The organism is Pseudomonas sp. Au-Pse12 (genome assembly GCF_021341665.1).
Classification (GTDB): domain Bacteria; phylum Pseudomonadota; class Gammaproteobacteria; order Pseudomonadales; family Pseudomonadaceae; genus Aquipseudomonas.
The window spans coordinates 111,835-133,880 of record NZ_JAJTTH010000003.1 but is presented as its reverse complement, the minus strand read 5'-3'; the positions used below and the strand labels follow the sequence as shown (position 1 = coordinate 133,880).

The window sequence follows — 22,046 nt, the reverse complement described above, 5'->3', positions numbered from 1 at the left end:
GAGCCCCCGATGCCGCGTCCCGCCTGGTCCCTGTTTGCCTATCAACTGATCGAGCCTGATGAACAGCTTGACCTGTTCGCCTGCCAGGAAGTTCGGGTGCATCTGGTGACACGCCAACTGGAGTTGGGTGGTTCCGCCGACCGGACCTTGTGTGGCACCTTGTTGCCGGCCCAGCCGCGCTGGTCGAGTGTGGATCGGACGATTTTCCAGGACCAGCGACTCTGCCCGTTGTGCCGGGCGATTCTGGAGTCGCAAAAACGTGGCACGCCGCCGATCTGGCCTGAGCTGCGTTTCGAGCTGTAGACGGTCGCCAGTAGGCCGTTTCGACAGGGATTTCATGTGTCTGCGCTTGTCCCCCGGCTTGGCTCCCGTGGCCAGAAGGCGGGGTGTACAATCGTGTTTCTTTCATTCGTTGTTCATGCGAAGGATTATCCGGATGTTGCCGCGCCTCCCTGTCATCACCCGCTGCCTGACGCTCGCCGCCCTGTGTGTGGCCGGTCCTGTTGCAGCATTGGAATTGCCTCTACCGCCGCCGGGTGAAGACATCGTCGGTCAGGTGCAGGTGATCAAGGCCAAGTACGAAGATACCTTCGCCGACCTGGGCACCGCCTATGACCTGGGTTACCTGGAGATGGTCGCGGCCAACCCTGGGGTCGATCCCTGGCTGCCTGGGGCGGGGACCGAGGTGGTCCTGCCCACGCGTTTCATCCTGCCGCCCGGGCCGCGCGAGGGCATCGTGATCAACCTGGCGGAGTATCGCCTGTACTACTACCCCAAAGGGCGGAACGTGGTGTACACCTTCCCGCTGGGCATTGGCCGTGAGGGTTGGGGGTCGCCGATCGCACACACCAGTATCACCGCCAAGACCCCGAATCCGACCTGGACTCCTCCGGCTTCGATCAAGGCTGAGCATGCTGCCGACGGCGACCCTCTGCCGAACGTGGTGCCGGCCGGGCCGAACAACCCGTTGGGGCCGTTCAAGTTCACCCTTGGCACTCCGGGTTACCTGATTCACGGTTCGAACAAGAAGTTCGGTATCGGCATGCGTACCAGCCATGGCTGTTTCCGTATGCTCAACAATAATGTGCTGGAAATGGCTGGCATGGTTCCGGTGGGAACTTCGGTACGTATCATCAACGATCCGTACAAGTTTGGTATCAGTGGCGGCAAAGTCTATCTGGAGGCGCATACGCCACTGGATGACAAAGGTAATCCTTCGGTGGTCGACAAGCACACCGCTGTGATCAATGCCTTGCTCAAGCGTGAAGACCTGGCCAACAACCTGCGCATGAACTGGGATGTGGTGCGTGATGTGGTGGCGGCTGAAGATGGCTTGCCAGTGGAGATCGCTGTACCGACGGCCGCGCCTGCGACATCAATCTCCAGCGCAATCTACGATCTGCAACAGTAAGCGCGAGAACTGCAACCCGTCGATGCCAGCAGGCATCGGCGGGTTTTTTATTGCCTGCTGGAAAAGCGGGCAATAAAAAAGCCGATCCAAAAAATGGATCGGCTTGATAACAATCCCGAGGGACTATTACTTGCGGCTAGCTTTTTCCAGCATACGCAGAGCGCGCTCGTTAGCTTCGTCAGCAGTCTGTTGTGCTTTTTGAGCAGCAGCCAGAGCTTCATCAGCTTTACGGTAGGCTTCGTCTGCACGAGCCTGAGCACGAGCTGCTGCGTCTTCAGTAGCAGTCAGACGAGCTTCGGTTTCTTTGGATACGCTGCTGCAACCGGTAGCCAGAACTGCGGCCAGAGCCAGAGCAGAGAATTTCAGAACGTTGTTCATCGTGTTCCCCTTCAAGGACTTTCTATTAGTAGCTATCACCTCAGAGTGAGGAAATAGCCGGCGTACATACTACCCATTACTTGTAGTAAGTAAACTGACGTAGCGCAAGAAGCAAAAAAAATTCTAGGCGCTGATTCTTTTTCGAGCAAATTTTTAGCCGGTTGTATAAAAAATATTCAATGGCGAGGCTCTGGGGCCGATTGCTGCTTGCTCGCAAGCATGGTTATCGGACTTTTCCAAGCGTTGTTTCGAAGGCTAGACTAAAGTCGATCTATATTGTGTCGCCGACACTTTTCTTCAGATTCTGTTCAGGCTTGGGCCTATGTTTAACCATCTTTCCGGTGACTTTAAGAAACCGCGCTCGTCTTAAGTTTCAGCATCCGGCGATGTATCGTCTCATGGCATTTCGGTATCGATCCTGATGAGGGTTCGTACACCAGCCGAACATTTTTTGCGCTGATCTGTGATGAGTGTGGCTTGAGCATTTGTGCCAAGGGCGCCTACTATTTTGTAACGTGCTGAGGGTGCAAGGGCGATAGCTTCTACTGGGCGGCCGACAGGCACGAGGTGGCGTAAGTTGTTCCTTCGCCGGAAAAACATCGGTAAGGTAGGGGTCAGCATTCCAGACCCGCAAGGAGTAGTGATGAGCGAGGCGTTGTCCATCCACCATGACCAGGCTGGTCATCAGTTCGAGACCAATGTGGACGGTCATCGTGCCTACCTGACCTATATGGACCTGGGTAAGCAGACCCTGGATATCTACCGTACTTTCGTGCCCAACGCCCTGCGCGGGCGTGGTATTGCTGCGGCACTGACCGAGCAGGCACTGGAGTACGCCGAGCGCATGGGCTACACAGTGATTCCATCCTGCTCTTATGTAGAGCGGTATATGGAGCGTCATCAGCGTCACGCTGCAAAGCTCTGACCGGGGCGACCATGAAAAACGCCGGGCTTGGCCCGGCGTTTTTGTGTCTGCAGGAAAGGATCAGCTGCGATCGCGTTTCGGCAGCACGTCCTTGAGCTTGGCGTGCATGCCGCGCAGGGTCTTCTCGGTGCTCTCCCAGTCGATGCAGGCGTCGGTGATCGACACGCCGTACTGCAGCTCCGACAGGTTCTTCGGAATCGCCTGGCAACCCCAGTTCAAGTGGCTCTCCACCATCAGGCCAATGATCGACTGGTTACCCTCGAGGATCTGGTTGGCCACGTTCTCCATGACCAGAGGTTGCAGGGCCGGGTCCTTGTTGGAGTTGGCATGGCTGCAATCGATCATGATGTTCGGCTTGATCTTGGCCTTGCTCAGGGCCTGTTCGCAGACGGCGACGCTGACCGAGTCATAGTTGGGCTTGCCGTTGCCACCGCGCAGTACCACGTGGCCGTAGGCGTTGCCTTTGGTAGTGACGATCGATACGCCGCCCTGTGGGTTGATCCCCAGGAACCGGTGAGGGCTGGAAACCGACTGCAGGGCGTTGATCGCGACAGTCAGGCCGCCGTCGGTGCCATTCTTGAAGCCCACGGCCGAGGACAGGCCCGAAGCCATTTCGCGGTGGGTCTGGGATTCGGTGGTACGTGCGCCAATGGCCGACCAGCTGATCAGGTCCTGCAAGTATTGCGGGGAGATCGGGTCCAGAGCTTCTGTGGCGGTAGGCAAGCCCATTTCAGCCAGGTCCAGCAGCAACTGGCGACCAATATGCAAGCCGTCCTGGATCTTGAACGAGTCGTCCAGGTACGGATCGTTGATCAGGCCTTTCCAGCCGACGGTGGTCCGTGGTTTCTCGAAGTAGACACGCATCACCAGATACAGGGTGTCGGAAACTTCGGCCGCCAGGGCCTTGAGCCGCTCGGCGTATTCGTGGGCCGCCTTGATGTCGTGGATCGAGCAGGGCCCAATGACGATGAACAGGCGGTGATCAGTGCCGTCGAGGATGTTGCGGATCACTTCGCGACCCTTGGTCACGGTGCGCAAGGCGGTGTCGCTCAGCGGGATGTCTCGTTTGAGTTGATCAGGGGTGATCAGGGTCTCGTTGGAGGCGACGTTAAGGTCGTTGATCGGTAAATCAGCCATCGTGTTACTCGTCAGGTCACGGGTGCCGGCCGCCAGCGATCCCCGCGCGGCGGAGCACAGCGGATTTGAGCGCGTCGGGGAGCGGAACCTTAGCGCGTTAGCCGGTGACTCTACAATGGGCAAGTGGCGGTTTTATTGGGCTATGGCTGCACAAAAGCCTGGTGTACACGGTCTTCGGAAAAGTCTTCTGCGTGTTGTTCGACCCAATCCAGAGCCAGTGCTTCGATGCATTGTTGCTCGCTCTGGGGTTCATGCAGGCGACAGTAGCGGGCGATCTGACAGACCTGTTCGCCCATGCGCGCGCCGAACAGTGTCTGTTCATCGACGAAAGCGATGCCCACCAAGTAGCCACGCTTGCGTTTCAGGCACCAGGCGACATAGCCGTTGTAGCGGGCGTTGTCCCCCAGCGTCGGCATGTGTACCTCCAATGCAGTGCCACGGCGCCAGGCGCGGTGGTAATTGCACGCCATGCCACCGAGGCTGATAGTGTGCAACCGCTGGCGCGAAATGCAGGCGTGCTTGCGCAAGGTCAGTTCAACCGGAACATCATCAGGATGAGGCAGGAAACGTCCCATGACCGCAGACTCCGAGTGTCGTCCATTTGACATTGTTTCCCCCAGTATAGTGGTCGAATTGGAACTGACCGACTTCGATATCGACCAGCAATTGCTGGGCCTGGACGGCATTTCCCTGGTGATTTTCACCAGTGTCGGCTGTTCCAGTTGCCGTTGGGCTCGAGTCCGGTTGCCGGAGTTGAAGTTACCGATCGACCGTCTGTGCTGGGTCGATGCTGGCGACAATGGCGGTGCGGCCGAGCGCTATCAGGTGTTCCACCTGCCGGCCTTGTTCGTGGTCCGTAACGGCGAGTTTCATGGAGCGCTACAGTCGCGCCTGACGCAGCAGGACCTCACCGAGAACCTGCATCAGGCGCTTAATCGAATACCAGAGGAGTTGCCTTGATGGGTGCAGGCCGTAAACCGCGTGTGGGCATTATCGGGACCGGAGCAATCGGAGGTTTTTACGGGGTGATGCTGGCTCGTGCCGGTTTCGACGTGCACTTTCTATTGCGCAGCGAATACCCGGCGGTGCTTGAGCAAGGGCTGCAAGTCAACAGCAGCCAGCACGGGGTGCTGAACCTGAAACCGGTGCAGGCCTATGCCAGTGCCGAACAGATGCCTGCCTGTGACTGGCTGCTGGTGGGTGCCAAGACCACCAGCAACCTTGACCTGGCCCCGGCGATCATCCAGGCGGCCGCCGCCGACGCGAAGGTTCTGGTGCTGCAGAATGGCCTGGATGTTGAAGATGACCTGCGCGCTGTTCTTCCCGATTCGCTGCATCTATTGGGCGGCTTGTGCTTTATCTGTGTGCACCGCGCGGGCCCGGGGCTCATCGAGCACCAGGCTCTTGGCGCGGTGAACCTGGGTTACCACAGTGGCCCGGCCGGCGCCGATGCGGCTCTACGCCAGTCGATAGTCGAGGAGGGCGCGGCACTGTTTCGCGAGGCCGGGCTGGACTCACAGGCCATGAGCAACCTGCACCAGGCGCGTTGGCAGAAGCTGGTGTGGAATGTGTCATATAACGGTCTTTCGGTGCTGCTCAGGGCCAGCACCACGCCACTGATGGCCGACCCTGCCAGCCGTGAGTTGATCCAGGACCTGATGCAGGAAGTGCTGCAGGGCGCGGCGGCTTGTGGGCATGTCATTCCCGCGGGTTATGCGCAGCAGTTGTTCAAGTCCACCGAGCACATGCCCGACTATTGGCCGAGCATGTACCATGATTTCCTGCACCAGCGGCCCCTGGAGTTGGCGGCCATCTATGCCGCTCCTTTGGCGGCAGCGCGGGCCGCAGGCTGCGAACTGCCGAAGATTCAGGCGCTGTATCAGGCCTTGAGTTTCATCGAGCGGCACCACGCCTGAGCTGGGCTCATTACCTTGAGGGGACGGAATATGGCAAAGGGCCTGGATGGCAAGCTGGTGGTGGCGATCTCTTCGCGGGCGTTGTTCGATCTGAGCGCCAGTCACAAGGTCTATCTGGCCCAGGGGGTTGAGGCCTATCGGCAGTACCAGATCGAGCATGAGGAGGAGATCCTCGAACCCGGGGATGCCTTCCCGCTGGTCAAGAAGCTTCTCAGCCTGAATGCCAGCCTGGGGCGGGCCCGGGTCGAAGTGGTGCTGGTTTCGCGCAACAGTGCCGACACCGGCTTGCGGGTGTTCAATTCGATCGAACACTACGGCTTGGCTATTTCCCGGGCGGCGTTTGTCGGTGGGCGCAGCCCTTATCCCTACCTGGCAGCCTTTGGCAGCGACCTGTTTCTCTCGACCCATGCCGACGATGTGCGCAGTGCACTGGAGGCAGGCTTTGCCGCGGCGACCATCCTTTCCGGCGGTGCCCGGCGCGCTGAAAACGGTGAGCTGCGTATCGCTTTTGACGGTGATGCGGTGCTGTTTTCCGATGACTCGGAGCGGATCTATCAAACCGGCGGCCTGGAAGCCTTCCAGGCCAGTGAGCGGCAGTCGGCCCGCGAGCCATTGCCGGGCGGGCCGTTCAAGGGTTTTCTGGCGGCACTCAATCTGTTGCAGGGGGAGTTTTCCGATGAGGCCTGTCCGATTCGCACGGCGTTGGTGACCGCCCGTTCAGCGCCGGCCCATGAGCGGGTGATCCGCACCCTGCGGGAGTGGAATATCCGTCTGGACGAATCGCTGTTTCTGGGTGGGCTGGAAAAAGCCGCCTTTCTCGAAGCCTTCGCCGCCGACGTGTTCTTCGATGACCAGGCCGGCCACTGCGAGCTGGCTCGCGAGGTGGTGGCCACCGGTCACGTGCCGCATGGCATCAGCAACGAAGCCAAGGCTTGAGCCCCCAAATCCGAGGTGTGGCCTCGGACCTCCCACAGTTCCAGGCACTGCTAAGCTGAATCCATCTCCGCCATCTTGGCAGTTGAGGAGGTCATATGATTCGTTCGATGCTGTATGCCACCGACCTCGGTCTGTACGCACCCTTTGTGATGCAACATGCCCTGGAGCTGGCTCGAACGTTCAATGCCGACTTACATGTAGTGCACGCCGTGGAGCCCATGGGCCTGTTCGCCGAATCAGTATTGCAGAGCTACCTGGATGAGCAGTCGCTGAACGAGTTTCACCGCCAGGGCCTGAACACGGTGATGGCCAATATCGAGCAACGGGTACTGGACAGTTTTCGCGAGGAGCTAGGGGAGGGGATGCAGGACCTCACCCTGATCCAGTCAGTGCGGGTGCTTCAAGGGGACCCGTCCCAGGTGATTCTGGACCAGGCCGGGAAACTCTTGGTGGATTTGCTGATCGTAGGAAGTCACAGCCACGGGGTGGGTGCACAAACCCCTTTGGGGCGTACCGCAACGCGGGTTCTGCAACTGGCCAAAGTACCGGTTTACCTGGTGCCGCTGGTGCAGCGTCGACGTCAGGGTGATACCTGAGGACGGAATGGAAAATTCTGAATAAAAGTTCTAGATTTATTCTCCTGACCATTAATATAGTTATATACCGTCGCTGATACCCGTGGCGTCTACCTGCTTTGAGGGATTGATATGAAGCTTCAACAATTGCGCTACATCTGGGAAGTGGCGCACCACGACCTCAACGTTTCCGCTACCGCGCAAAGCCTTTACACCTCGCAACCGGGTATCAGCAAGCAGATCCGTCTGCTCGAGGACGAACTCGGGGTCGAGGTCTTCGCCCGCAGTGGCAAGCATCTGACCCGTGTGACTCCGGCCGGCGAGCGCATTATCACTACTGCTGGCGAGATCCTGCGCAAGGTTGAAAGCATCAAGCAGATCGCCCAGGAATTCTCCAACGAGAAGAAAGGCACCCTGTCCATTGCCACCACCCACACCCAGGCGCGCTACGCCTTGCCACCGGTGATCAGCAGCTTCATCAAGCAATACCCGGATGTGGCGTTGCACATGCACCAGGGCTCGCCGATGCAAATCGCCGAAATGGCCGCTGACGGCACCGTGGATTTCGCCATCGCCACCGAGGCCCTGGAGTTGTTCGGCGACCTGGTGATGATGCCGTGCTATCGCTGGAACCGCTGCGTGGTAGTGCCGCAGGGCCACCCACTGACCAAGTTGCCGAAGCTGACCCTGGAAACCCTGGCCGAGTACCCGATCGTCACTTACGTATTCGGTTTCACCGGCCGTTCCAAGCTCGACGAGGCCTTCAGTCATCGCGGCCTGACGCCCAAGGTGGTGTTCACCGCCGCCGACGCCGACGTGATCAAGACCTATGTGCGCTTGGGGCTGGGTGTGGGCATCGTGGCCAAGATGGCCGTCGACACCAAGCTCGACAGCGACCTGGTGGTGCTGGATGCCAGCGAGCTGTTCGAGTCGAGCATCACCAAGATCGGTTTCCGCCGGGGTACTTTCCTGCGCGGCTTCATGTGTGACTTCATTGAGAAGTTCGCCCCGCACCTGACCCGTGAAGTCATGGCCAAGGCGATTCAATGCCATAACAAGCAAGAGCTGGAAGAGCTGTTCGACGGCGTCGAACTGCCGGTCCACTGATCCTCTCTCTGCCTAGCGGACCTCGGTGACAGTGAACTGTTGCCGGGTGCCCGCCACCACGATCTCCACCTCATCGTCTTCGAGCTTGCCCAGCAGGCTTTTGCCCAGCGGCGAGCGAGGGGTGATGACGGTCACCAACTGACCCACCACATAGACCTTCAGGCCCGCGCCATCCGGGCCGAGAAACAGCCACTGTTCGTGGCCGTTTTCATCTTCCAGCCCCAACAGCGTGCCGACCTGAATCCCCATCTGCGGGTCATAAGGGCGCAGGCTCAGGTTCTGCCAAAGGCTCAGGGCCTGGCGGATTTCCTCAACCCGTCGAGCCTGGCCGGCAGCCAGGTAGGAAGCCTCCAAACCCAGGGTGTCGTACTTGTTCTCGGCGATATTCTCTTCGTGGGTGGCGGTTTCATAAGCGGTTTGTGCCGCTCGCACCGCGACCTCCAGGTCGTCCCGGAGCTGTTGCAGGATCAGTTGGCAGACAGACTGTTTATTCATGGTCAGTTACAGAATTGCAGGACGTTGGCCCGGCTTTTTTCACTCGGGGCCGTCTGGTCCTGTTGCAACCAGAACTGGCATTTGGGGTTGGACAGGTTGCGCAGGTTGTTGCGGGCGTTGTCCAGGGATTGCAGTTCCTCGTTCTTGCGCAGGTTTTCCTGGTACTGCTCGAACATACGGTTCTGCGGCTCGGGCGGCGCGACTACTGGCGGCTTGGTTATCTGCTGCACGGCTTGGGCGACCGGAGCCAGTTGCTGGCTGAAGAGATAATGCGAAGCCAGCCAGCAGGTCAGGGCGATCGCCAGGAAACCCAGCCACAGGCCCAGGGCAATGCTGGCACTGAGTGCCAGGACATTGAAGCTAATGCGCAAGGGGCGACGTGCGGGCGGACGATGGGACATGGTTGCCTCCTGGCGGGCGGTATTGGGCAAGGGCTGATTGTCGCACGAAGATAATCGCGGTTGGCCCTTCTGCGCAGGGGCATTTATGCGGACAATCGGCGCCTTTGCCAATCGGGGAGTGGAATGAAAGCCTCCTGGGATATTTTTTGCAGCGTGGTCGACAACTACGGTGACATCGGGGTGACCTGGCGTCTGGCCCGGCAACTGGTGGCCGAGCATCAATGCGCGGTGCGCTTGTGGGTCGATGACTTGCGCGCCTTTGAAAAGCTCTGCCCGCAGATCGATAGCCAACAGCCCAGCCAGTTCCAGGATGGGGTCCAGGTACGACACTGGCCGACCCAGTGGCCGGATGAAGTGGCGGCCGATGTAGTGATTGCCGCGTTCGCCTGCCAATTGCCCCACGCCTACATGGAGGCCATGGCCGACCGTGAGCGCACGCCGCTGTGGTTGAACCTGGATTACCTGAGTGCCGAGGAGTGGGTCGGCGGATGTCACGGTTTGCCTTCGGTGAAATTTCGCGGTGTGCAGAAGTACTTCTTCTTTCCCGGGTTCCAGGCGAATACCGGCGGGTTGCTGCGAGAGGCCGGGTTGCTGGAGCGGCGCCGGGAATTCCAGGGCAATTCGCGGGCCCGGCTGGATTTTCTTCGCGCACTGGATGTGTCGCCTGCTGCCGGCAGTCGGCTGATCTCGCTGTTTGCCTACGAAAATGCCGGTGTCGCCAGTTGGCTGCAGGCCCTGGCCGACGATGCACAACCGACTCATCTGCTGGTGCCCGAAGGCCGAGTGCTGGGCAATGTGCAGCATTGGCTGGGCGAGGCGCTGGTGCTGGGCCGCCCGCAGGTACGCCAGTCCCTGACCGTCCAGGTCCTGCCTTTCGTGCGTCAGGAAGATTACGACCGACTGCTGTGGTGCTGCGACTTCAATGCGGTGCGTGGGGAAGACTCTTTCGTCCGGGCGCAATGGGCCGGGCGTCCGATGCTCTGGCACATCTATCGCCAGGATGAAGACATCCACCTGGACAAGCTTGAAGCCTTTCTTGCTCTCTACACCCGGGCTCTCTCCCCGGGCGCCAGGGCTGCAGTGCTGGCGTTGTGGCAAGGCTGGAACAGCGAGGCGCAGATGGCCGAACCCTGGAAAAACCTGCTGCAGCACTGGCCGGAAGTCTCTGCGCACGCTGAACAATGGTGTCTGGAACAAGGCTCACAGCCCGATCTTGCTGCGGCGCTGGTGCAGTTTTACCTAAATTGGATATGATACGCGGCCTAGATTTTTGTAAATCCCATCCAAATTCGGATATTCGCAATGAAAACTGGTAAAGAACTCAAACCCGGTACCGTGATCCGTATCGACAACGATCCTTGGCTGGTTCAGAAAGCTGAATTCACCAAGTCCGGTCGTAACAGCGCGATCATGAAGACCAAGCTGAAGAACCTGCTGACCGGTTACAAGACCGAAACCGTTTACGGTGCGGACGACAAGCTGGACGACGTGATCCTGGATCGCAAAGAAGCGACCCTGTCGTTCATCAGCGGTGACACCTACACGTTCATGGACACCACTGACTACACCATGTACGAGCTGAACGCCGAAGACATCGAAGCCGTTCTGCCGTTCATCGAAGAAGGCATGACCGACGTTTGCGAAGCCGTGTTCTTCGAAGACCGTCTGGTTTCCGTTGACCTGCCGACCACCATCGTGCGCCAGGTTGACTACACCGAAGGCTCCGCTCGCGGTGACACTTCGGGCAAGGTGATGAAGCCTGCCAAACTGAAAAACGGTACCGAACTGAGCGTTGCGGACTTCATCGAAATCGGCGACATGATCGAGATCGATACCCGCGAAGGCGGTTCCTACAAAGGCCGCGCCAAGGTTTAAACCTGGCCCGACCCTGTAGACCAGAAAGCCCGACCTTGAGTCGGGCTTTTTTGTGCCTGGAATTTGTCGTTTCAGACGCTGACGTGCAGGCGCACATCCACATTGCCGCGCGTGGCGTTGGAGTAGGGGCAAACCTGATGTGCGGCGTCCACCAGGCTTTGTGCTTCATCCTCGGCCAGGCCGGGCAGGCTCACATGCAGGTCGATATCCAGGCCGAAGCCACCGGGGATCTGGCCGATGCCAACATGGGCTGTGATCGAGGTGTCGTCCGGAATCTTGCGCTTGCTCTGGCTGGCGACGAACTTCAGGGCACCGATGAAGCAAGCCGAGTAGCCGGCGGCAAACAGCTGTTCCGGATTGGTCGCCTGGCCACCGGCACCGCCCAGTTCCTTGGGGGTCGCCAGTTTGACGTCGAGGATCTGGTCGCTGGAAACGGCGCGGCCATCACGGCCACCGGTAGCGGTTGCAACGGCGGTGTAGAGAATGTGCATGGTGGAAGCCTCGTGCTGGGTGGTTTTTGTGCTAATTACTTGCGCGCTAAGTAAGTGCGAAATAAATGTATCGCTCAAATATTTTGTGCGCAATATAATTTTTACGAAAACCGCAGCCTGGCAACCTGTGAATCGATCAACTCATTGATTTTAAAAAAGATATTTTTTATAAGGCCAGGCCGCGCGGTAGGCGCTGGCGCGCCAGTGAAGCCTCAAAGACGGTTCTGCAAATGCCCCCGCAGTACTTGCAAGTCTTCCTGCAGCTGCTGCAACTGCGCCACGCTCCGGCCACTGGCTCCGAGGATGCACTGTGGAATATTCCGGGCTTGCTCGCGCAGCGCCCGGCCCTGTTCCGTCAGTTCGACAATCACCACTCGCTCATCCTCCCGGCTGCGGGTCCGGCTGAGCAGGCCCTCGGCTTCCAGGCGCTTGAGCAACGGCGTCAGCGATCCGGGGTCGGTCAGCAGGCGCTGGCTGATCTCGCCGACCGTCAGCCCGTCCCGTTCCCAGAGCACCAGCATCGCGAGGTACTGCGGGTAGGTCAGGCCGAGTTTTTGCAGCAGCGGTTTGTAGACCTTGGTCAGCATCAGCGACGTCGAGTGCAGGGCAAAACAAACCTGGTTGTCTAGCAGCAGTTGATCGCAAGAGTCCTGGGTGGAGCGTTCGGTGGTCATGTAGGCGGCCTTGATCATTAATGGTCCTGAATCTAGCGGGCGAGTCTTTAATGCGCCAGATAATTTTCTCCGAGGTCAGCCCATCGCACTTTGTAGCGCCAGGTCCCATGGCGGCACTGGGCTGAAGCGGCTTTTCAGGTACTCCAGCAACAGGCGGCTGCGGGCATTGGGATGCTGTTCCATGCGCAAGGCATAGATGCCGGCGGTTTCCGGCTTGGGCAGGCCGCCGTCGCAGAACAGTGGCACCAGCTCGCCGCGCAGCAGGTACTCACTCACCAACCACGTGGGCAGGTGGGCTATGCCCAAGCCGGCCAGGGCTCCGGAAAGCAGGGCTTCGGCGTTGTTGGCGCTGAGGCGGATACGCTGCGGGCGATGGCTCTGCACTTGGCCGTCGAGTTCGAAGCGCCAGGCGAACAGCGGCGCCAGGCCGTCCCAGTCGAGGCCATCGTGCTGGCTGAGTTCGGCGGGGTGGCTCGGGATGCCCCGGCTTTTCAGGTAGGACGGGCTGGCGCAGGCGATACGCACGATGCTGGCCAGTGACGTGGCGACCATCCGCGTATCGACCCGTTGCCCGGCTCGCAGCACCAGGTCGACCTTGCCCAGGTGCGAGCCCTGCATGTCGACGAAGCTGTCGATCAGGTGCAACTGCACGTCCAGCCCCGGGTAGAGCGCCAGGAAATCGGCAATGGCCGGCGCCAGGTGACGGCGACCGAAGGCGGCCGGGGCGTCAATACGGATCAGCCCTTCCGGCGCATGACTCAGGGACACTGCCTCGGCCCGCGCCAGTTGCAGTTCAGCGACAATACGTCGGGCTCGCTCGGCAAAGGCCAGGCCGGCGGCCGTGGCGACCACGGCATGGGTGGTGCGCATGAACAGGGTGGTGCCCACGGCGCTTTCCAGGCTGTCGATGCGCCGGGCCACCGCCGAAGGCGTCAGCGGATGGCGGCGGGCGGCGGCGGAAAAACTGCCGGCCTCCAGCACATCGAGAAACAGCCCGAGTTGTTCAGTGAGGGTATTGGGATTCATGGTCAACTCGCTTGTGCGAAAACGGCAAAGCCATTGTGCGTTGCTGTGCGTTTCCGTGCCAGGGCCGACTGCGTAGCATGCAGCTCTCAGGTGAGGAGAGCGGCTGTGATCGAGTTGATGATGTATCTATTGTTGGGCGCGGCGTTGGGTACCGTGGGTGGTTTGTTTGGCATTGGCGGTGGCCTGATCGCCATTCCGGTGCTCGGTGTGCTGTTCGGCCTGGACCAGCAGATCGCCCAGGGCACGGCGCTGGTGATGGTGGTGCCCAATGTGCTGCTGGCGCTGTGGCGCTATCACCAGCGCAACCGCATCGAATTGCGCCACGCCTTGCCCCTGGCCGTGATGGGTTTCAGTTTCGCCTGGCTCGGTTCGATCTGGGCGGTGGGCATCGATGCACAGAAGATGCGCATCGGTTTTGTTGCCTTCCTTCTGTTTCTGTCTGCCTACAACCTGCTTCGCCTGTTCATGGCCAGTGCCCCGGCCAGCGCCGAAATGCGTTACCCCTGGCCGTGGCTGGGCGTGCTGGGCGCGGCCTCCGGAGCCATGGGCGGGCTTTTTGGTGTCGGCGGCGCGGTGGTCGCAACCCCGGTGCTGACCAGTGTTTTCGGCACTACCCAGGTGGTTGCACAGGGCCTGTCCCTGGCCTTGGCGCTACCCAGTACCGGTGTCACGCTGGTGACCTACGGTTTTCATCATCAGGTGGACTGGATGATCGGCCTGCCTTTGGCGGCCGGCGGCTTGCTGAGCATCAGCTGGGGAGTGAGGGTTGCCCATGCCTTGCCTGAGCGCCTGCTACGTGGCTTGTTCTGCGGCTTCCTGGTGGTGTGCGCGGTGATGCTGGGGCTTAAAGTTTGAAGCCTTCGATAATGTGTTCCGCCAGGCATTCGGTGATGGGCGAGGGCTGATTGAGGTTGCGCAGCAGCATGATGCTGGCTTCGGGCAGTTCGGGCAGCCCTTCGTTTTCGCCAAGGATATGCAGGTCCGGGGTGATCAGGCTTTCCAGCTGCGCGGTCACCGCCAGCCCGGCACTGACCACGGCCATGATCGCCGACAGGCTGGAGCTGTTGTAGGCAATGCGATAGTCGAGACCGGCGGCATCCAGGGCATTGCAGGCCCACAGCCGGCAGAAGCAGTCGCTGTTGAACATCGCCAGCGGCAGTGGCGTCTGCTCGTGAGGCGTGAAGCACTGGGCCACGGCCCAGACGAAACGCTCCTTGCGCAGTAGCTGGCCGATCTCGCTGCCCGGCTCGCGGGTGACGATGGTCAGGTCCAGATCCTGGCGTTGCAGCAGTTGCTTGGACGATTCGCAATGCACCTCGATCTGGATCAGTGGGTAGCTTTGGGCGAAGCGCGACAGAATTCCCGGCAGGAAACGCATCACATAGTCATCCGGTGTACCAATGCGTACCAGCCCCACCATGTGCGGTTCGCGCAGGGTATTGAACACTTCGCTGTGCAGTTTCAGGATGCGCCGGGCATAGCCCAGCAGCACCTGGCCTTCGGCGGTCAGCCTGACCTGGCGTCCGTCGCGCTGGAACAGCTGGCGCTGCAGCACGTCTTCCTCCAGGCGCTTCATCTGCATGCTCACCGCCGACTGGGTGCGATTGACCCGTTCGCCAGCCCGGGTAAAGCCGCCTTCATCGGCGATGGCGACAAAGGTGCGCAGGACTTCGGTGTCGATGCTGGGGAACTGGGACATTGATCAAATCCTGAGATGCATGGAGTGGTAGGCATTCCTGGACTTGATCTTATTCCCCGCCAGGCTGTGGCGTCATCCTTGTCATGAGGGGAGCCGCTGAATGCGTGCCGAGCTGGGGTATTCATCAAATCACAAGATGTATTGTATAAGAAACATTCGTTGGATTGATCATTGTCCCGGGAAGAAACTGTGCTCTATCACCACGGGAGGACGGGACCATGAAAGCGCAAAAAGGTTATCTGCTGATTCACAAACGGCCATTCCAGGGCTTGTCGTTGCGCTCACTGTGGCGCCATGTGTCGCGCTGGCATGCAGTGGCACAGGAGCGCCGGATGCTTGCCAGCCTGAGTGACTCGGCGTTGCATGACCTGGGGCTCAGCCGGGCGGATGTCGAGCGTGAAGTGATACGGCCGTTCTGGGACGACCCGATGCACAAATAAACCGGTGACGACTACACAAGCCGGTCCGGGGTGCGCTAGCGTGCGGGCAGACCAGGAGAAGCCCATGCCCGCACAACATTCTTTTTCGCTCAAGCAGGCACGTCGACTGGCGCTGGCCGCCCAAGGGTTCGGCGGGCGCCAGCTGTCGGCACCGATCAAGGCGACACGGCTCAATCAGCAGATAGAGCGTCTGGGCCTGTTGCAGATCGATTCGGTCAACGCCCTGGTGCGCGCTCATTACCTGCCGCTGTTTTCCCGTCTCGGGAGTTATCCACAGCCGTTGCTCGATCAGGCCGCCTGGAGCCAGGGGCGCCAGCGCACCTTGTTCGAGTACTGGGGGCATGAAGCCTCGTTGTTGCCGATGTCCATGTATCCCTTGCTGCGCTGGCGGATGCAGCGGGCGCGTCAGGGCCAGGGCATCTATGCGCAACTGGCGCGTTTTGGCCTGGAGCAGCAGGCCACCCTGCGCCGGGTGCTGGCGGCCGTGGAGCAGCAGGGGGCGTTGGGGGCCGGCAGCCTTTCCACTCGTGAAGAACGGGCCGGCCCTTGGTGGGACTGGAGCGCTGAAAAGCATGCATTGGAATGGTTGTTCGCCGCCGGCGAGGTGACGGTGTCCGGGCGCCGCGGCTTCGAGCGCCTTTATGACTTGCCGGAGCGGGTGATCCCGGCGGCGATCCTCCAGCAACCGTTGCTGGAGGAAGCCCAGGCCCAGCGCCAGTTGCTGCTGCAGGCCGCCACGGCGTTGGGAGTGGCCACGGAAAAGGACTTGCGGGATTACTTTCGGCTCGACCCCGGTGACAGTCGCGCACGGCTGGCCGAGCTGCTGGAGTCTGGCGAGCTGCTGGCCTGTGAGGTTCATGGCTGGAAACACCGCGCTTACTGCCTGCCCCAGGCCAGGGTGCCGCGCAAGGTCGAGGCCAGCGCGTTGCTGTCACCTTTCGATTCACTGGTCTGGGAACGCAGCCGCACCGAGCGCCTGTTTGATTTCCGCTATCGGCTGGAGATCTACACGCCCCAGCACAAGCGCGTCTATGGCTATTACGTGCTGCCGTTTCTGCACAATGAGCGGATTGTCGCCCGGGTCGACCTGCGCGCGGAGCGGGCCCTGGGGCGTTTGGCGGTGCATGCGGTGCATGAGGAAGAGCCGGGCCTGGACGAGGAGGGAATCCGGGCATTGGCCGTGCAATTGCGACAGATGGCCAGCTGGCTGGGGTTGGAGCAGATTCAGCTCAATTGCCCGCGTGATGGCGCGCGACGTCTGCGTGAGGTGCTGGAGTGAAGCGCTTCGCGGGCAAGCCCGCTCCTACACAGCCCTTGTAGGAGCAGGCTTGCCCGCCAAAGGCAACCTCAGCGCTTGACCTGCTTGAGGGTCTCGGCAATCAGGAAGGCCAGCTCCAGCGACTGGTCGGCGTTCATCCGCGGGTCGCAATGGGTGTGATAGCGGTCCGACAAACCATCCTCGGTAATCGGCCGGGCGCCGCCAATGCATTCAGTGACGTTCTGCCCGGTCATCTCGATATGAATGCCGCCGGCGTAGCTGCCTTCGGCTTGGTGCACCTGGAAGAACTCCTTGACCTCGGTCAGGATCTGCGCGAAATCCCGGGTCTTGTAGCCGCTGCTGGCCTTGATGGTGTTGCCGTGCATCGGGTCCGAGCTCCACAGCACCTGCTTGCCTTCGCGCTCCACGGCGCGAATCAGCTGTGGCAGATGATCGCCGACCTTGTTCGCCCCCATGCGCACGATCAGGTTGAGGCGGCCAGGATCGTTGTCTGGGTTGAGGATATCGATCAGGCGGATCAGTTCTTCAGTGTTCATGCTCGGGCCGACCTTGACCCCGATCGGGTTGTTCACCCCGCGCAGGAACTCGACGTGGGCACCGTCGAGCTGGCGGGTGCGGTCGCCGATCCACAGCATGTGCGCCGAGCAGTCGTAGTAGTCGTTGGTCAGGCTGTCGCGACGCACGAAGGCTTCTTCGTAATTGAGCAGCAGGGCTTCGTGAGCGGTGAAGAAGCTGGTCTCGCGCAGTTGCGGCGAGCTGTCCATGCCACAGGCGCGCATGAAGGCCAGGGTTTCATCGATGCGGTCGGCCAGTTGGCTGTACTTCTCGGCCAGGGCCGAGTTGGCGATGAAGTCCAGGTTCCATTTATGCACCTGGTGCAGGTCGGCAAAGCCGCCCTGGGCGAAGGCCCGCAGCAGGTTCAGGGTGGCGGTGGCCTGGTGGTAGGACTGCAGCAGGCGGTCCGGGTCCGGTACCCGGCTTTTTTCATCGAAGCCGATGCCGTTGACGATATCGCCACGGTAAGCCGGCAAGGTCACGCCGTTGATGGTTTCGTCGTTGGCCGAGCGTGGCTTGGCAAACTGGCCGGCCATGCGTCCGACCTTGACCACCGGGCAGCCGGCGGCAAAGGTCATGACAATGGCCATCTGCAGCAGCACCTTGAAGGTGTCGCGGATCTTCGCCGCGGAGAATTCGGCAAAGCTTTCGGCACAATCGCCGCCCTGCAACAGGAAGGCCCGGCCCTGGGTGACTTCGGCGAACTGACGGCGCAACTCCCGGGCTTCACCGGCAAACACCAGCGGTGGATAACTGGCCAGGCTCTGCTCGACCTGCAGCAGGTGCGCGGCATCGGGGTACTGGGGTTGTTGCTGGATCGGCAAGGCGCGCCAGCTGTCGGGGCTCCAGGGTTGGCTCATCGCGGACTCGAGTGTTTTACGGTGGGAGGGGCATGTTAGCAGCAAATTAGTGCGTGACCTGCTCCTCTCGCTTGGCCGACAATCGCGCCTTTCCCGCTCGCTGCCGAGCGGTTGGTTTATCGCGCCGGCAAGGTTCTGTGCCCGCGCGGCTAGGAGATGACATGACTGAGGAGCGCGTCGAGCGCCTGCTCGCCGAAGTGCACGACGAATTCGGCATGATCCGGGTCCTGGAAGTGGCGGATTACCGTTTTCTCGAGTTTGGCGATGCCATCGAGCAAAGCTGTGTGTTCACCGCCGACCCCAGCTGGCTGGAGTACGACTACACCCGCGCCATGTTGATCGGTGCCCTGTGCCATGCCGCGCCGGAGAGTGCGCTGTTTCTCGGCCTGGGCGCCGGCACCCTGACCCAGGCCTGCCTGAAGTTCCTGCCGCTGGAGGATGTCGAGGCCATCGAGCTGCGCCCGGATGTGCCGCGCCTGGCCATCGAGTACCTGGGGCTGGATGATGATCCGCGTCTCTATATAAGAGTCGGCGATGCCCTGGAGCTGCTGGACAGTGCCGAGTCGGCCGACCTGATCTTCGTCGACCTGTACACCGATGTCGGTCCTGGCGTCGGGCACCTGGCCTGGGGGTTCCTGGAAAACTGCCAGAAGCGCCTCAACCCCGGTGGCTGGCTGGTGATCAACCAATGGGCTACCGATGATGGCAAGCCACTCGGCGCGGCCCTGTTGCGTGGGCTCTATCACCGGCACTACTGGGAGCTGCCGGTGAAGGAGGGCAACGTGATTCTGATCGTGCCGTCCGATCTCGACCAGGAGCTCGATCTGCCAGGCCTGAACGCCCGGGCCGAAGCCCTGGCGCCGCGCCTGGGCTACTCTCTGCAACCGCTGATCAAGGCCATCCGCCCCGCGACTTGAGACACCCGCCAGAGCCGCCTGGCCGGCGACTGATCTGCCGGCCAGGCCGTTCAACAGCCTTTGAACAGCCCCGGCCGTTTCTCGATCATCGCCTGCAGGCCCTCCTTGGCGTCTTCACTGTTCATCAGTTTATGCACCAGCGGCGGCAGCTCCCGGGCGGCCGCCGTTTCCCCCTCAAGCCTGGCCTGACGTGCCGACATCAAGGTCGCTTGCACTCCCAGCGGCGCCTGTCGGGCAATCCGCTGCGCCAGTTCGATGGCCCGGGGCAGCAGGTCCTCGCTGGCCATGACTTCCTGCACCAGGCCCAGGCGCAGGGCTTCATGGGCGTCGAACTCGTCCCCGGTCAGCAGCCAGCGCATGGCGTTGCCCCAGCCGGCCAATTGATGCAGGCGCAGGGTCGCGCCGCCGAAGGGGAAGATCCCGCGCTGCACCTCCATCTGGGCAAAGCGGGTGTTGCTGGCGCACAGGTTGATATCGGAGGCCAGCATCAGCTCGATGCCGATGGTCAGGCAGTAACCCTGCACGGCAACGATGACCGGCTTGCTCACCCGTGGCCCGGCGAATACGCCCCACGGATCACAGCCGCCGGGTGGCGCCTGCCAGCCCTGGGCCAGGGCGGCGCCGACGTTGGCCAGGTCGAGCCCGGCGGTAAAGTGTTCACCGTGGCCGAACACCACCGCGACCCGCGCCTCGCTGCTGGCTTCAAACTCGCCATAGGCCAGGCTCAACTGGTTGAGCAAATCGAGGTCGAAGGCATTGCGCTTGGCCACCCGATCCAGGCCGATAAGGAACAGATGACCACGGAGTTCGCGACTGACACGGCTGGCACTGGGCGGGTTCATGGGGGCAGTCCTGGGAAGAAAGAGGGGAGGTGGGTGTGGGCGGTTTCATGTACAAAGATGAACCGTTTAAGCGCGATGACCAACAGCGCTGGGCCTAAGCAAAATAGCGCGCCATTGAAGCCTGCGCAAAGCCCATGACAATCGGGTGTTCAGCGGATTTTTCCGATAAAAAAAACTCCCTTTTTTGAGTAATTCCGGTATAGTGCGCGCCGGCCTTTAGCCAGGCCACGTTTAGGTGATGCAATTCCCCGAAGTCAGCTTCGGCTGCTTGTCCGCTGCGCGGACTATCCTTGACGATCCATTCATTCAATCGTTTTCGCAAATCCCCGCCGACAAAGCTGCCAGGGTGACTCTTGAGTCTTACACGGCATGCGCAGCTTTGGAGCATGGGTCTTTGCGGATGCACTTAGAGGCAGACCCATGACCCAGGAAATCGGCGGCTTCGCCGCTCTTGAACTTCATCCCAATATTGTCGCTGCAGTAGTCGCTACCGGCTATGAAGAGCCTTCGGCTATTCAGCAGCAGTCGATCCCGATCATCCTTGCCGGGCACGATATGATTGGCCAGGCGCAAACCGGTACCGGTAAAACCGCTGCCTTTGCCCTGCCTATCCTGCACCGCATTGATCCGTCCAAGCGCGAGCCGCAAGCTCTGATCCTGGCCCCAACCCGTGAGTTGGCGCTGCAAGTTGCAACCGCTTTCGAAACCTACGCCAAGCAAATGCCGGGCGTGACTGTTGTGGCCGTCTACGGCGGTGCGCCGATGGGCCCACAACTGAAAGCAATCCGTAATGGCGCACAGATCGTTGTCGCCACGCCGGGCCGTCTGTGCGACCACCTGCGTCGCGACGAAAAAGTATTGGCCACCGTGAACCACCTGGTTCTCGACGAAGCCGACGAAATGCTCAAGCTGGGCTTCATGGATGACCTGGAAGTGATCTTCAAGGCCATGCCGGAAACCCGCCAGACCGTACTGTTCTCGGCCACTCTGCCGCAGTCGATCCGGGCTATCGCCGAGCGTCACCTGAAGGACCCGAAACACGTCAAGATCCAGAGCAAGACCCAGACCGTTACCGCGATCGAACAGGCTCACCTGTTGGTTCACGCTGACCAGAAGACCTCTGCCGTTCTGAGCCTGCTGGAAGTTGAAGATTTCGACGCCCTGATCATGTTCGTGCGCACCAAGCAAGCGACCCTGGACCTGGCCAGTGCCCTGGAAGCCAAAGGCTACAAAGCCGCTGCGCTGAACGGTGACATCGCCCAGAACCAGCGTGAGCGCGTGATCGACTCCCTCAAGGATGGCCGTCTGGACATCGTTGTGGCGACCGACGTAGCCGCCCGTGGCCTGGACGTACCGCGCATCACCCACGTATTCAACGTGGACATGCCGTACGACCCGGAATCCTACGTGCACCGTATCGGCCGTACCGGCCGTGCCGGTCGCGAAGGCCGCGCGCTGCTGCTGGTGACTCCGCGTGAGCGCCGCATGCTGCAAGTGATCGAGCGTGTGACTGGGCAGAAAGTGGCTGAAGTTCGCCTGCCGGACGCCCAGGCCGTTCTTGATGCTCGCATCAAGAAGCTGACCAACAGCCTGTCGCCGCTGGTAGCCGATGCTGAAGCGACCCACGGTGATCTGCTGGATCGCCTGACCGCTGACATCGGTTGCAGCCCGCGTGCCTTGGCCGCGGCCCTGCTGCGCAAGGCCACCAACGGTCAAGCGCTGAACCTGGCAGCCATCGAGAAAGAGCGTCCACTGGTGCCGAACAGCGCGCCACGTGGTGATCGTCCTGAGCGTTCCGGCGATCGTCCTGATCGTGGTGACCGCGAGCGTCGCGCGCCAATGCCACTGGCTGAAGGCCGTGCTCGTTGCCGTACCGCGCTGGGTGCCCGTGACGGTATCGCTGCCAAGAACCTCTTGGGCGCGATCCTCAACGAGGGTGGTCTGGCCCGTGAAGCCATCGGTCGCATCCAGGTGCGCGACAGCTTCAGCCTGGTTGAGCTGCCGGAAGACGGTCTGGACCGTCTGCTGACCAAGCTCAAGGACACTCGCGTTGCCGGCAAGCAGCTGAAGCTGCGTCGCTACCGCGAAGATTGATCCGCCCTCGGGC

The 22,046-nt window shown here is 60.9% G+C and carries 26 protein-coding genes and 1 pseudogene; 15 read left to right on the top strand and 12 right to left on the bottom strand.

The annotated features are described in order from the left end of the window. The first annotated feature begins 9 nt into the window (after positions 1-9). Both LXM55_RS08935 and LXM55_RS08930 read left to right on the top strand, forming a co-directional pair. Complete coding sequence (locus LXM55_RS08935; RefSeq protein WP_007931378.1) at positions 10-303, top strand: hypothetical protein; 294 nt, start codon at positions 10-12, stop codon at positions 301-303. A 133-nt stretch (positions 304-436) separates the two neighbouring features. Further along, entirely contained in the window at positions 437-1,411 is a 975-nt protein-coding gene (locus LXM55_RS08930) for a L,D-transpeptidase family protein (protein ID WP_233320062.1), read from the top strand. Between the two features lie 126 nt (positions 1,412-1,537). Here the strand turns inward: LXM55_RS08930 and oprI are convergent, their stop codons facing one another. Then, entirely contained in the window at positions 1,538-1,789 is a 252-nt protein-coding gene (oprI, locus tag LXM55_RS08925; RefSeq protein WP_003448337.1) for an outer membrane lipoprotei OprI, read from the bottom strand. 643 nt (positions 1,790-2,432) lie between these two features. Between oprI and LXM55_RS08920 the strand changes: the two genes are divergently transcribed. Continuing rightward, a complete protein-coding gene (locus LXM55_RS08920; RefSeq protein WP_011062548.1) occupies positions 2,433-2,714 on the top strand; it encodes a GNAT family N-acetyltransferase in 282 nt (93 codons plus the stop codon). A gap of 60 nt (positions 2,715-2,774) precedes the next feature. Here LXM55_RS08920 and LXM55_RS08915 read toward each other — a convergent pair whose 3' ends face one another. Together LXM55_RS08915 and LXM55_RS08910 are read right to left on the bottom strand one after the other, a co-directional pair. Beyond that, positions 2,775-3,851, bottom strand: coding sequence for a 3-deoxy-7-phosphoheptulonate synthase (locus tag LXM55_RS08915; RefSeq protein ID WP_011062547.1), 1,077 nt, complete (start codon positions 3,849-3,851; stop codon positions 2,775-2,777). A gap of 140 nt (positions 3,852-3,991) precedes the next feature. After that, positions 3,992-4,426 (bottom strand): PilZ domain-containing protein, encoded by a 435-nt coding sequence (locus tag LXM55_RS08910; protein ID WP_233320061.1) that lies wholly within the window; start codon positions 4,424-4,426, stop codon positions 3,992-3,994. Here LXM55_RS08910 and LXM55_RS08905 point away from each other — a divergent pair. The 5 genes from LXM55_RS08905 (at position 4,425) to cysB (ending at position 8,385) form a co-directional block, all read left to right on the top strand. Then, positions 4,425-4,811: a thioredoxin family protein gene (locus LXM55_RS08905; protein ID WP_233320060.1), complete on the top strand. Its 387-nt coding sequence runs from the start codon at positions 4,425-4,427 to the stop codon at positions 4,809-4,811. The genes LXM55_RS08910 and LXM55_RS08905 overlap by 2 nt on opposite strands. Continuing rightward, positions 4,811-5,767, top strand: a complete 957-nt coding sequence (locus LXM55_RS08900) for a putative 2-dehydropantoate 2-reductase (RefSeq protein WP_233320059.1) — start codon at positions 4,811-4,813, stop codon at positions 5,765-5,767. Before LXM55_RS08905 ends, LXM55_RS08900 begins: the two co-directional genes overlap by 1 nt. Positions 5,768-5,797: 30 nt before the next feature. After that, a complete protein-coding gene (locus LXM55_RS08895) occupies positions 5,798-6,703 on the top strand; it encodes a 5'-nucleotidase (protein ID WP_233320058.1) in 906 nt (301 codons plus the stop codon). Positions 6,704-6,798: 95 nt separating this feature from the next. After that, entirely contained in the window at positions 6,799-7,299 is a 501-nt protein-coding gene (locus tag LXM55_RS08890) for a universal stress protein (protein ID WP_233320057.1), read from the top strand. Between the two features lie 111 nt (positions 7,300-7,410). After that, positions 7,411-8,385, top strand: a complete 975-nt coding sequence (cysB, locus tag LXM55_RS08885; protein WP_007931387.1) for an HTH-type transcriptional regulator CysB — start codon at positions 7,411-7,413, stop codon at positions 8,383-8,385. Positions 8,386-8,397: 12 nt separating this feature from the next. On the opposite strand, the gene LXM55_RS08880 is transcribed toward cysB, so the two are convergent. Both LXM55_RS08880 and LXM55_RS08875 read right to left on the bottom strand, forming a co-directional pair. Further along, positions 8,398-8,880, bottom strand: a complete 483-nt coding sequence (locus LXM55_RS08880) for a GreA/GreB family elongation factor (protein ID WP_233320056.1) — start codon at positions 8,878-8,880, stop codon at positions 8,398-8,400. Positions 8,881-8,882: 2 nt separating this feature from the next. Then, positions 8,883-9,281 (bottom strand): hypothetical protein, encoded by a 399-nt coding sequence (locus LXM55_RS08875; protein WP_233320055.1) that lies wholly within the window; start codon positions 9,279-9,281, stop codon positions 8,883-8,885. Between the two features lie 123 nt (positions 9,282-9,404). On the opposite strand from LXM55_RS08875, the gene earP reads away from it, so the two are divergent. After that, the gene (gene earP, locus LXM55_RS08870) at positions 9,405-10,535 is read left to right on the top strand and encodes an elongation factor P maturation arginine rhamnosyltransferase EarP (RefSeq protein WP_233320054.1); all 1,131 of its coding nucleotides are present in this window, start codon (positions 9,405-9,407) and stop codon (positions 10,533-10,535) included. A 48-nt stretch (positions 10,536-10,583) separates the two neighbouring features. Further along, complete coding sequence (locus tag LXM55_RS08865; RefSeq protein ID WP_007931398.1) at positions 10,584-11,156, top strand: elongation factor P; 573 nt, start codon at positions 10,584-10,586, stop codon at positions 11,154-11,156. Between the two features lie 71 nt (positions 11,157-11,227). Here LXM55_RS08865 and LXM55_RS08860 read toward each other — a convergent pair whose 3' ends face one another. The 3 genes from LXM55_RS08860 to LXM55_RS08850 all read right to left on the bottom strand — a co-directional run bounded on the left by LXM55_RS08860 (position 11,228) and on the right by LXM55_RS08850 (position 13,347). Further along, on the bottom strand, positions 11,228-11,647 hold the full coding sequence (locus tag LXM55_RS08860) for an organic hydroperoxide resistance protein (protein ID WP_233320053.1): 420 nt from the start codon (positions 11,645-11,647) through the stop codon (positions 11,228-11,230). Between the two features lie 212 nt (positions 11,648-11,859). Then, positions 11,860-12,321: a MarR family winged helix-turn-helix transcriptional regulator gene (locus LXM55_RS08855; protein WP_233320503.1), complete on the bottom strand. Its 462-nt coding sequence runs from the start codon at positions 12,319-12,321 to the stop codon at positions 11,860-11,862. Between the two features lie 75 nt (positions 12,322-12,396). Beyond that, positions 12,397-13,347 (bottom strand): LysR family transcriptional regulator, encoded by a 951-nt coding sequence (locus LXM55_RS08850; RefSeq protein WP_233320052.1) that lies wholly within the window; start codon positions 13,345-13,347, stop codon positions 12,397-12,399. A gap of 105 nt (positions 13,348-13,452) precedes the next feature. Between LXM55_RS08850 and LXM55_RS08845 the strand changes: the two genes are divergently transcribed. Continuing rightward, positions 13,453-14,202 carry a sulfite exporter TauE/SafE family protein gene (locus tag LXM55_RS08845; protein WP_233320051.1) on the top strand — a complete coding sequence of 250 codons (750 nt, stop codon included), beginning with the start codon at positions 13,453-13,455 and terminating at the stop codon, positions 14,200-14,202. Here LXM55_RS08845 and LXM55_RS08840 read toward each other — a convergent pair. Then, positions 14,192-15,046, bottom strand: a complete 855-nt coding sequence (locus LXM55_RS08840) for a LysR substrate-binding domain-containing protein (protein WP_233320050.1) — start codon at positions 15,044-15,046, stop codon at positions 14,192-14,194. The genes LXM55_RS08845 and LXM55_RS08840 overlap by 11 nt on opposite strands. Positions 15,047-15,264: 218 nt before the next feature. On the opposite strand from LXM55_RS08840, the gene LXM55_RS08835 reads away from it, so the two are divergent. Together LXM55_RS08835 and LXM55_RS08830 are read left to right on the top strand one after the other, a co-directional pair. Further along, positions 15,265-15,486 (top strand): DUF1127 domain-containing protein, encoded by a 222-nt coding sequence (locus tag LXM55_RS08835; RefSeq protein ID WP_233320049.1) that lies wholly within the window; start codon positions 15,265-15,267, stop codon positions 15,484-15,486. Positions 15,487-15,550: 64 nt separating this feature from the next. Next, the gene (locus LXM55_RS08830) at positions 15,551-16,765 is read left to right on the top strand and encodes a winged helix-turn-helix domain-containing protein (RefSeq protein WP_233320048.1); all 1,215 of its coding nucleotides are present in this window, start codon (positions 15,551-15,553) and stop codon (positions 16,763-16,765) included. Between the two features lie 68 nt (positions 16,766-16,833). Here LXM55_RS08830 and LXM55_RS08825 read toward each other — a convergent pair whose 3' ends face one another. Next, positions 16,834-18,180 carry a class II 3-deoxy-7-phosphoheptulonate synthase gene (locus tag LXM55_RS08825; RefSeq protein ID WP_233320047.1) on the bottom strand — a complete coding sequence of 449 codons (1,347 nt, stop codon included), beginning with the start codon at positions 18,178-18,180 and terminating at the stop codon, positions 16,834-16,836. Between the two features lie 161 nt (positions 18,181-18,341). Here LXM55_RS08825 and LXM55_RS08820 point away from each other — a divergent pair, with 161 nt between their 5' ends. Further along, positions 18,342-19,097, top strand: coding sequence for a spermidine synthase (locus tag LXM55_RS08820; RefSeq protein WP_233320046.1), 756 nt, complete (start codon positions 18,342-18,344; stop codon positions 19,095-19,097). 50 nt (positions 19,098-19,147) lie between these two features. On the opposite strand, the gene LXM55_RS08815 is transcribed toward LXM55_RS08820, so the two are convergent. Next, entirely contained in the window at positions 19,148-19,939 is a 792-nt protein-coding gene (locus LXM55_RS08815; RefSeq protein ID WP_233320045.1) for a crotonase/enoyl-CoA hydratase family protein, read from the bottom strand. A 94-nt stretch (positions 19,940-20,033) separates the two neighbouring features. Further along, positions 20,034-20,249: a hypothetical protein gene (locus LXM55_RS08810; protein ID WP_233320044.1), complete on the bottom strand. Its 216-nt coding sequence runs from the start codon at positions 20,247-20,249 to the stop codon at positions 20,034-20,036. A 76-nt stretch (positions 20,250-20,325) separates the two neighbouring features. Between LXM55_RS08810 and LXM55_RS08805 the strand changes: the two are divergent. Next, positions 20,326-22,033 (top strand): annotated as a pseudogene (locus tag LXM55_RS08805) (DEAD/DEAH box helicase). The last annotated feature ends 13 nt before the right edge of the window (positions 22,034-22,046 follow it).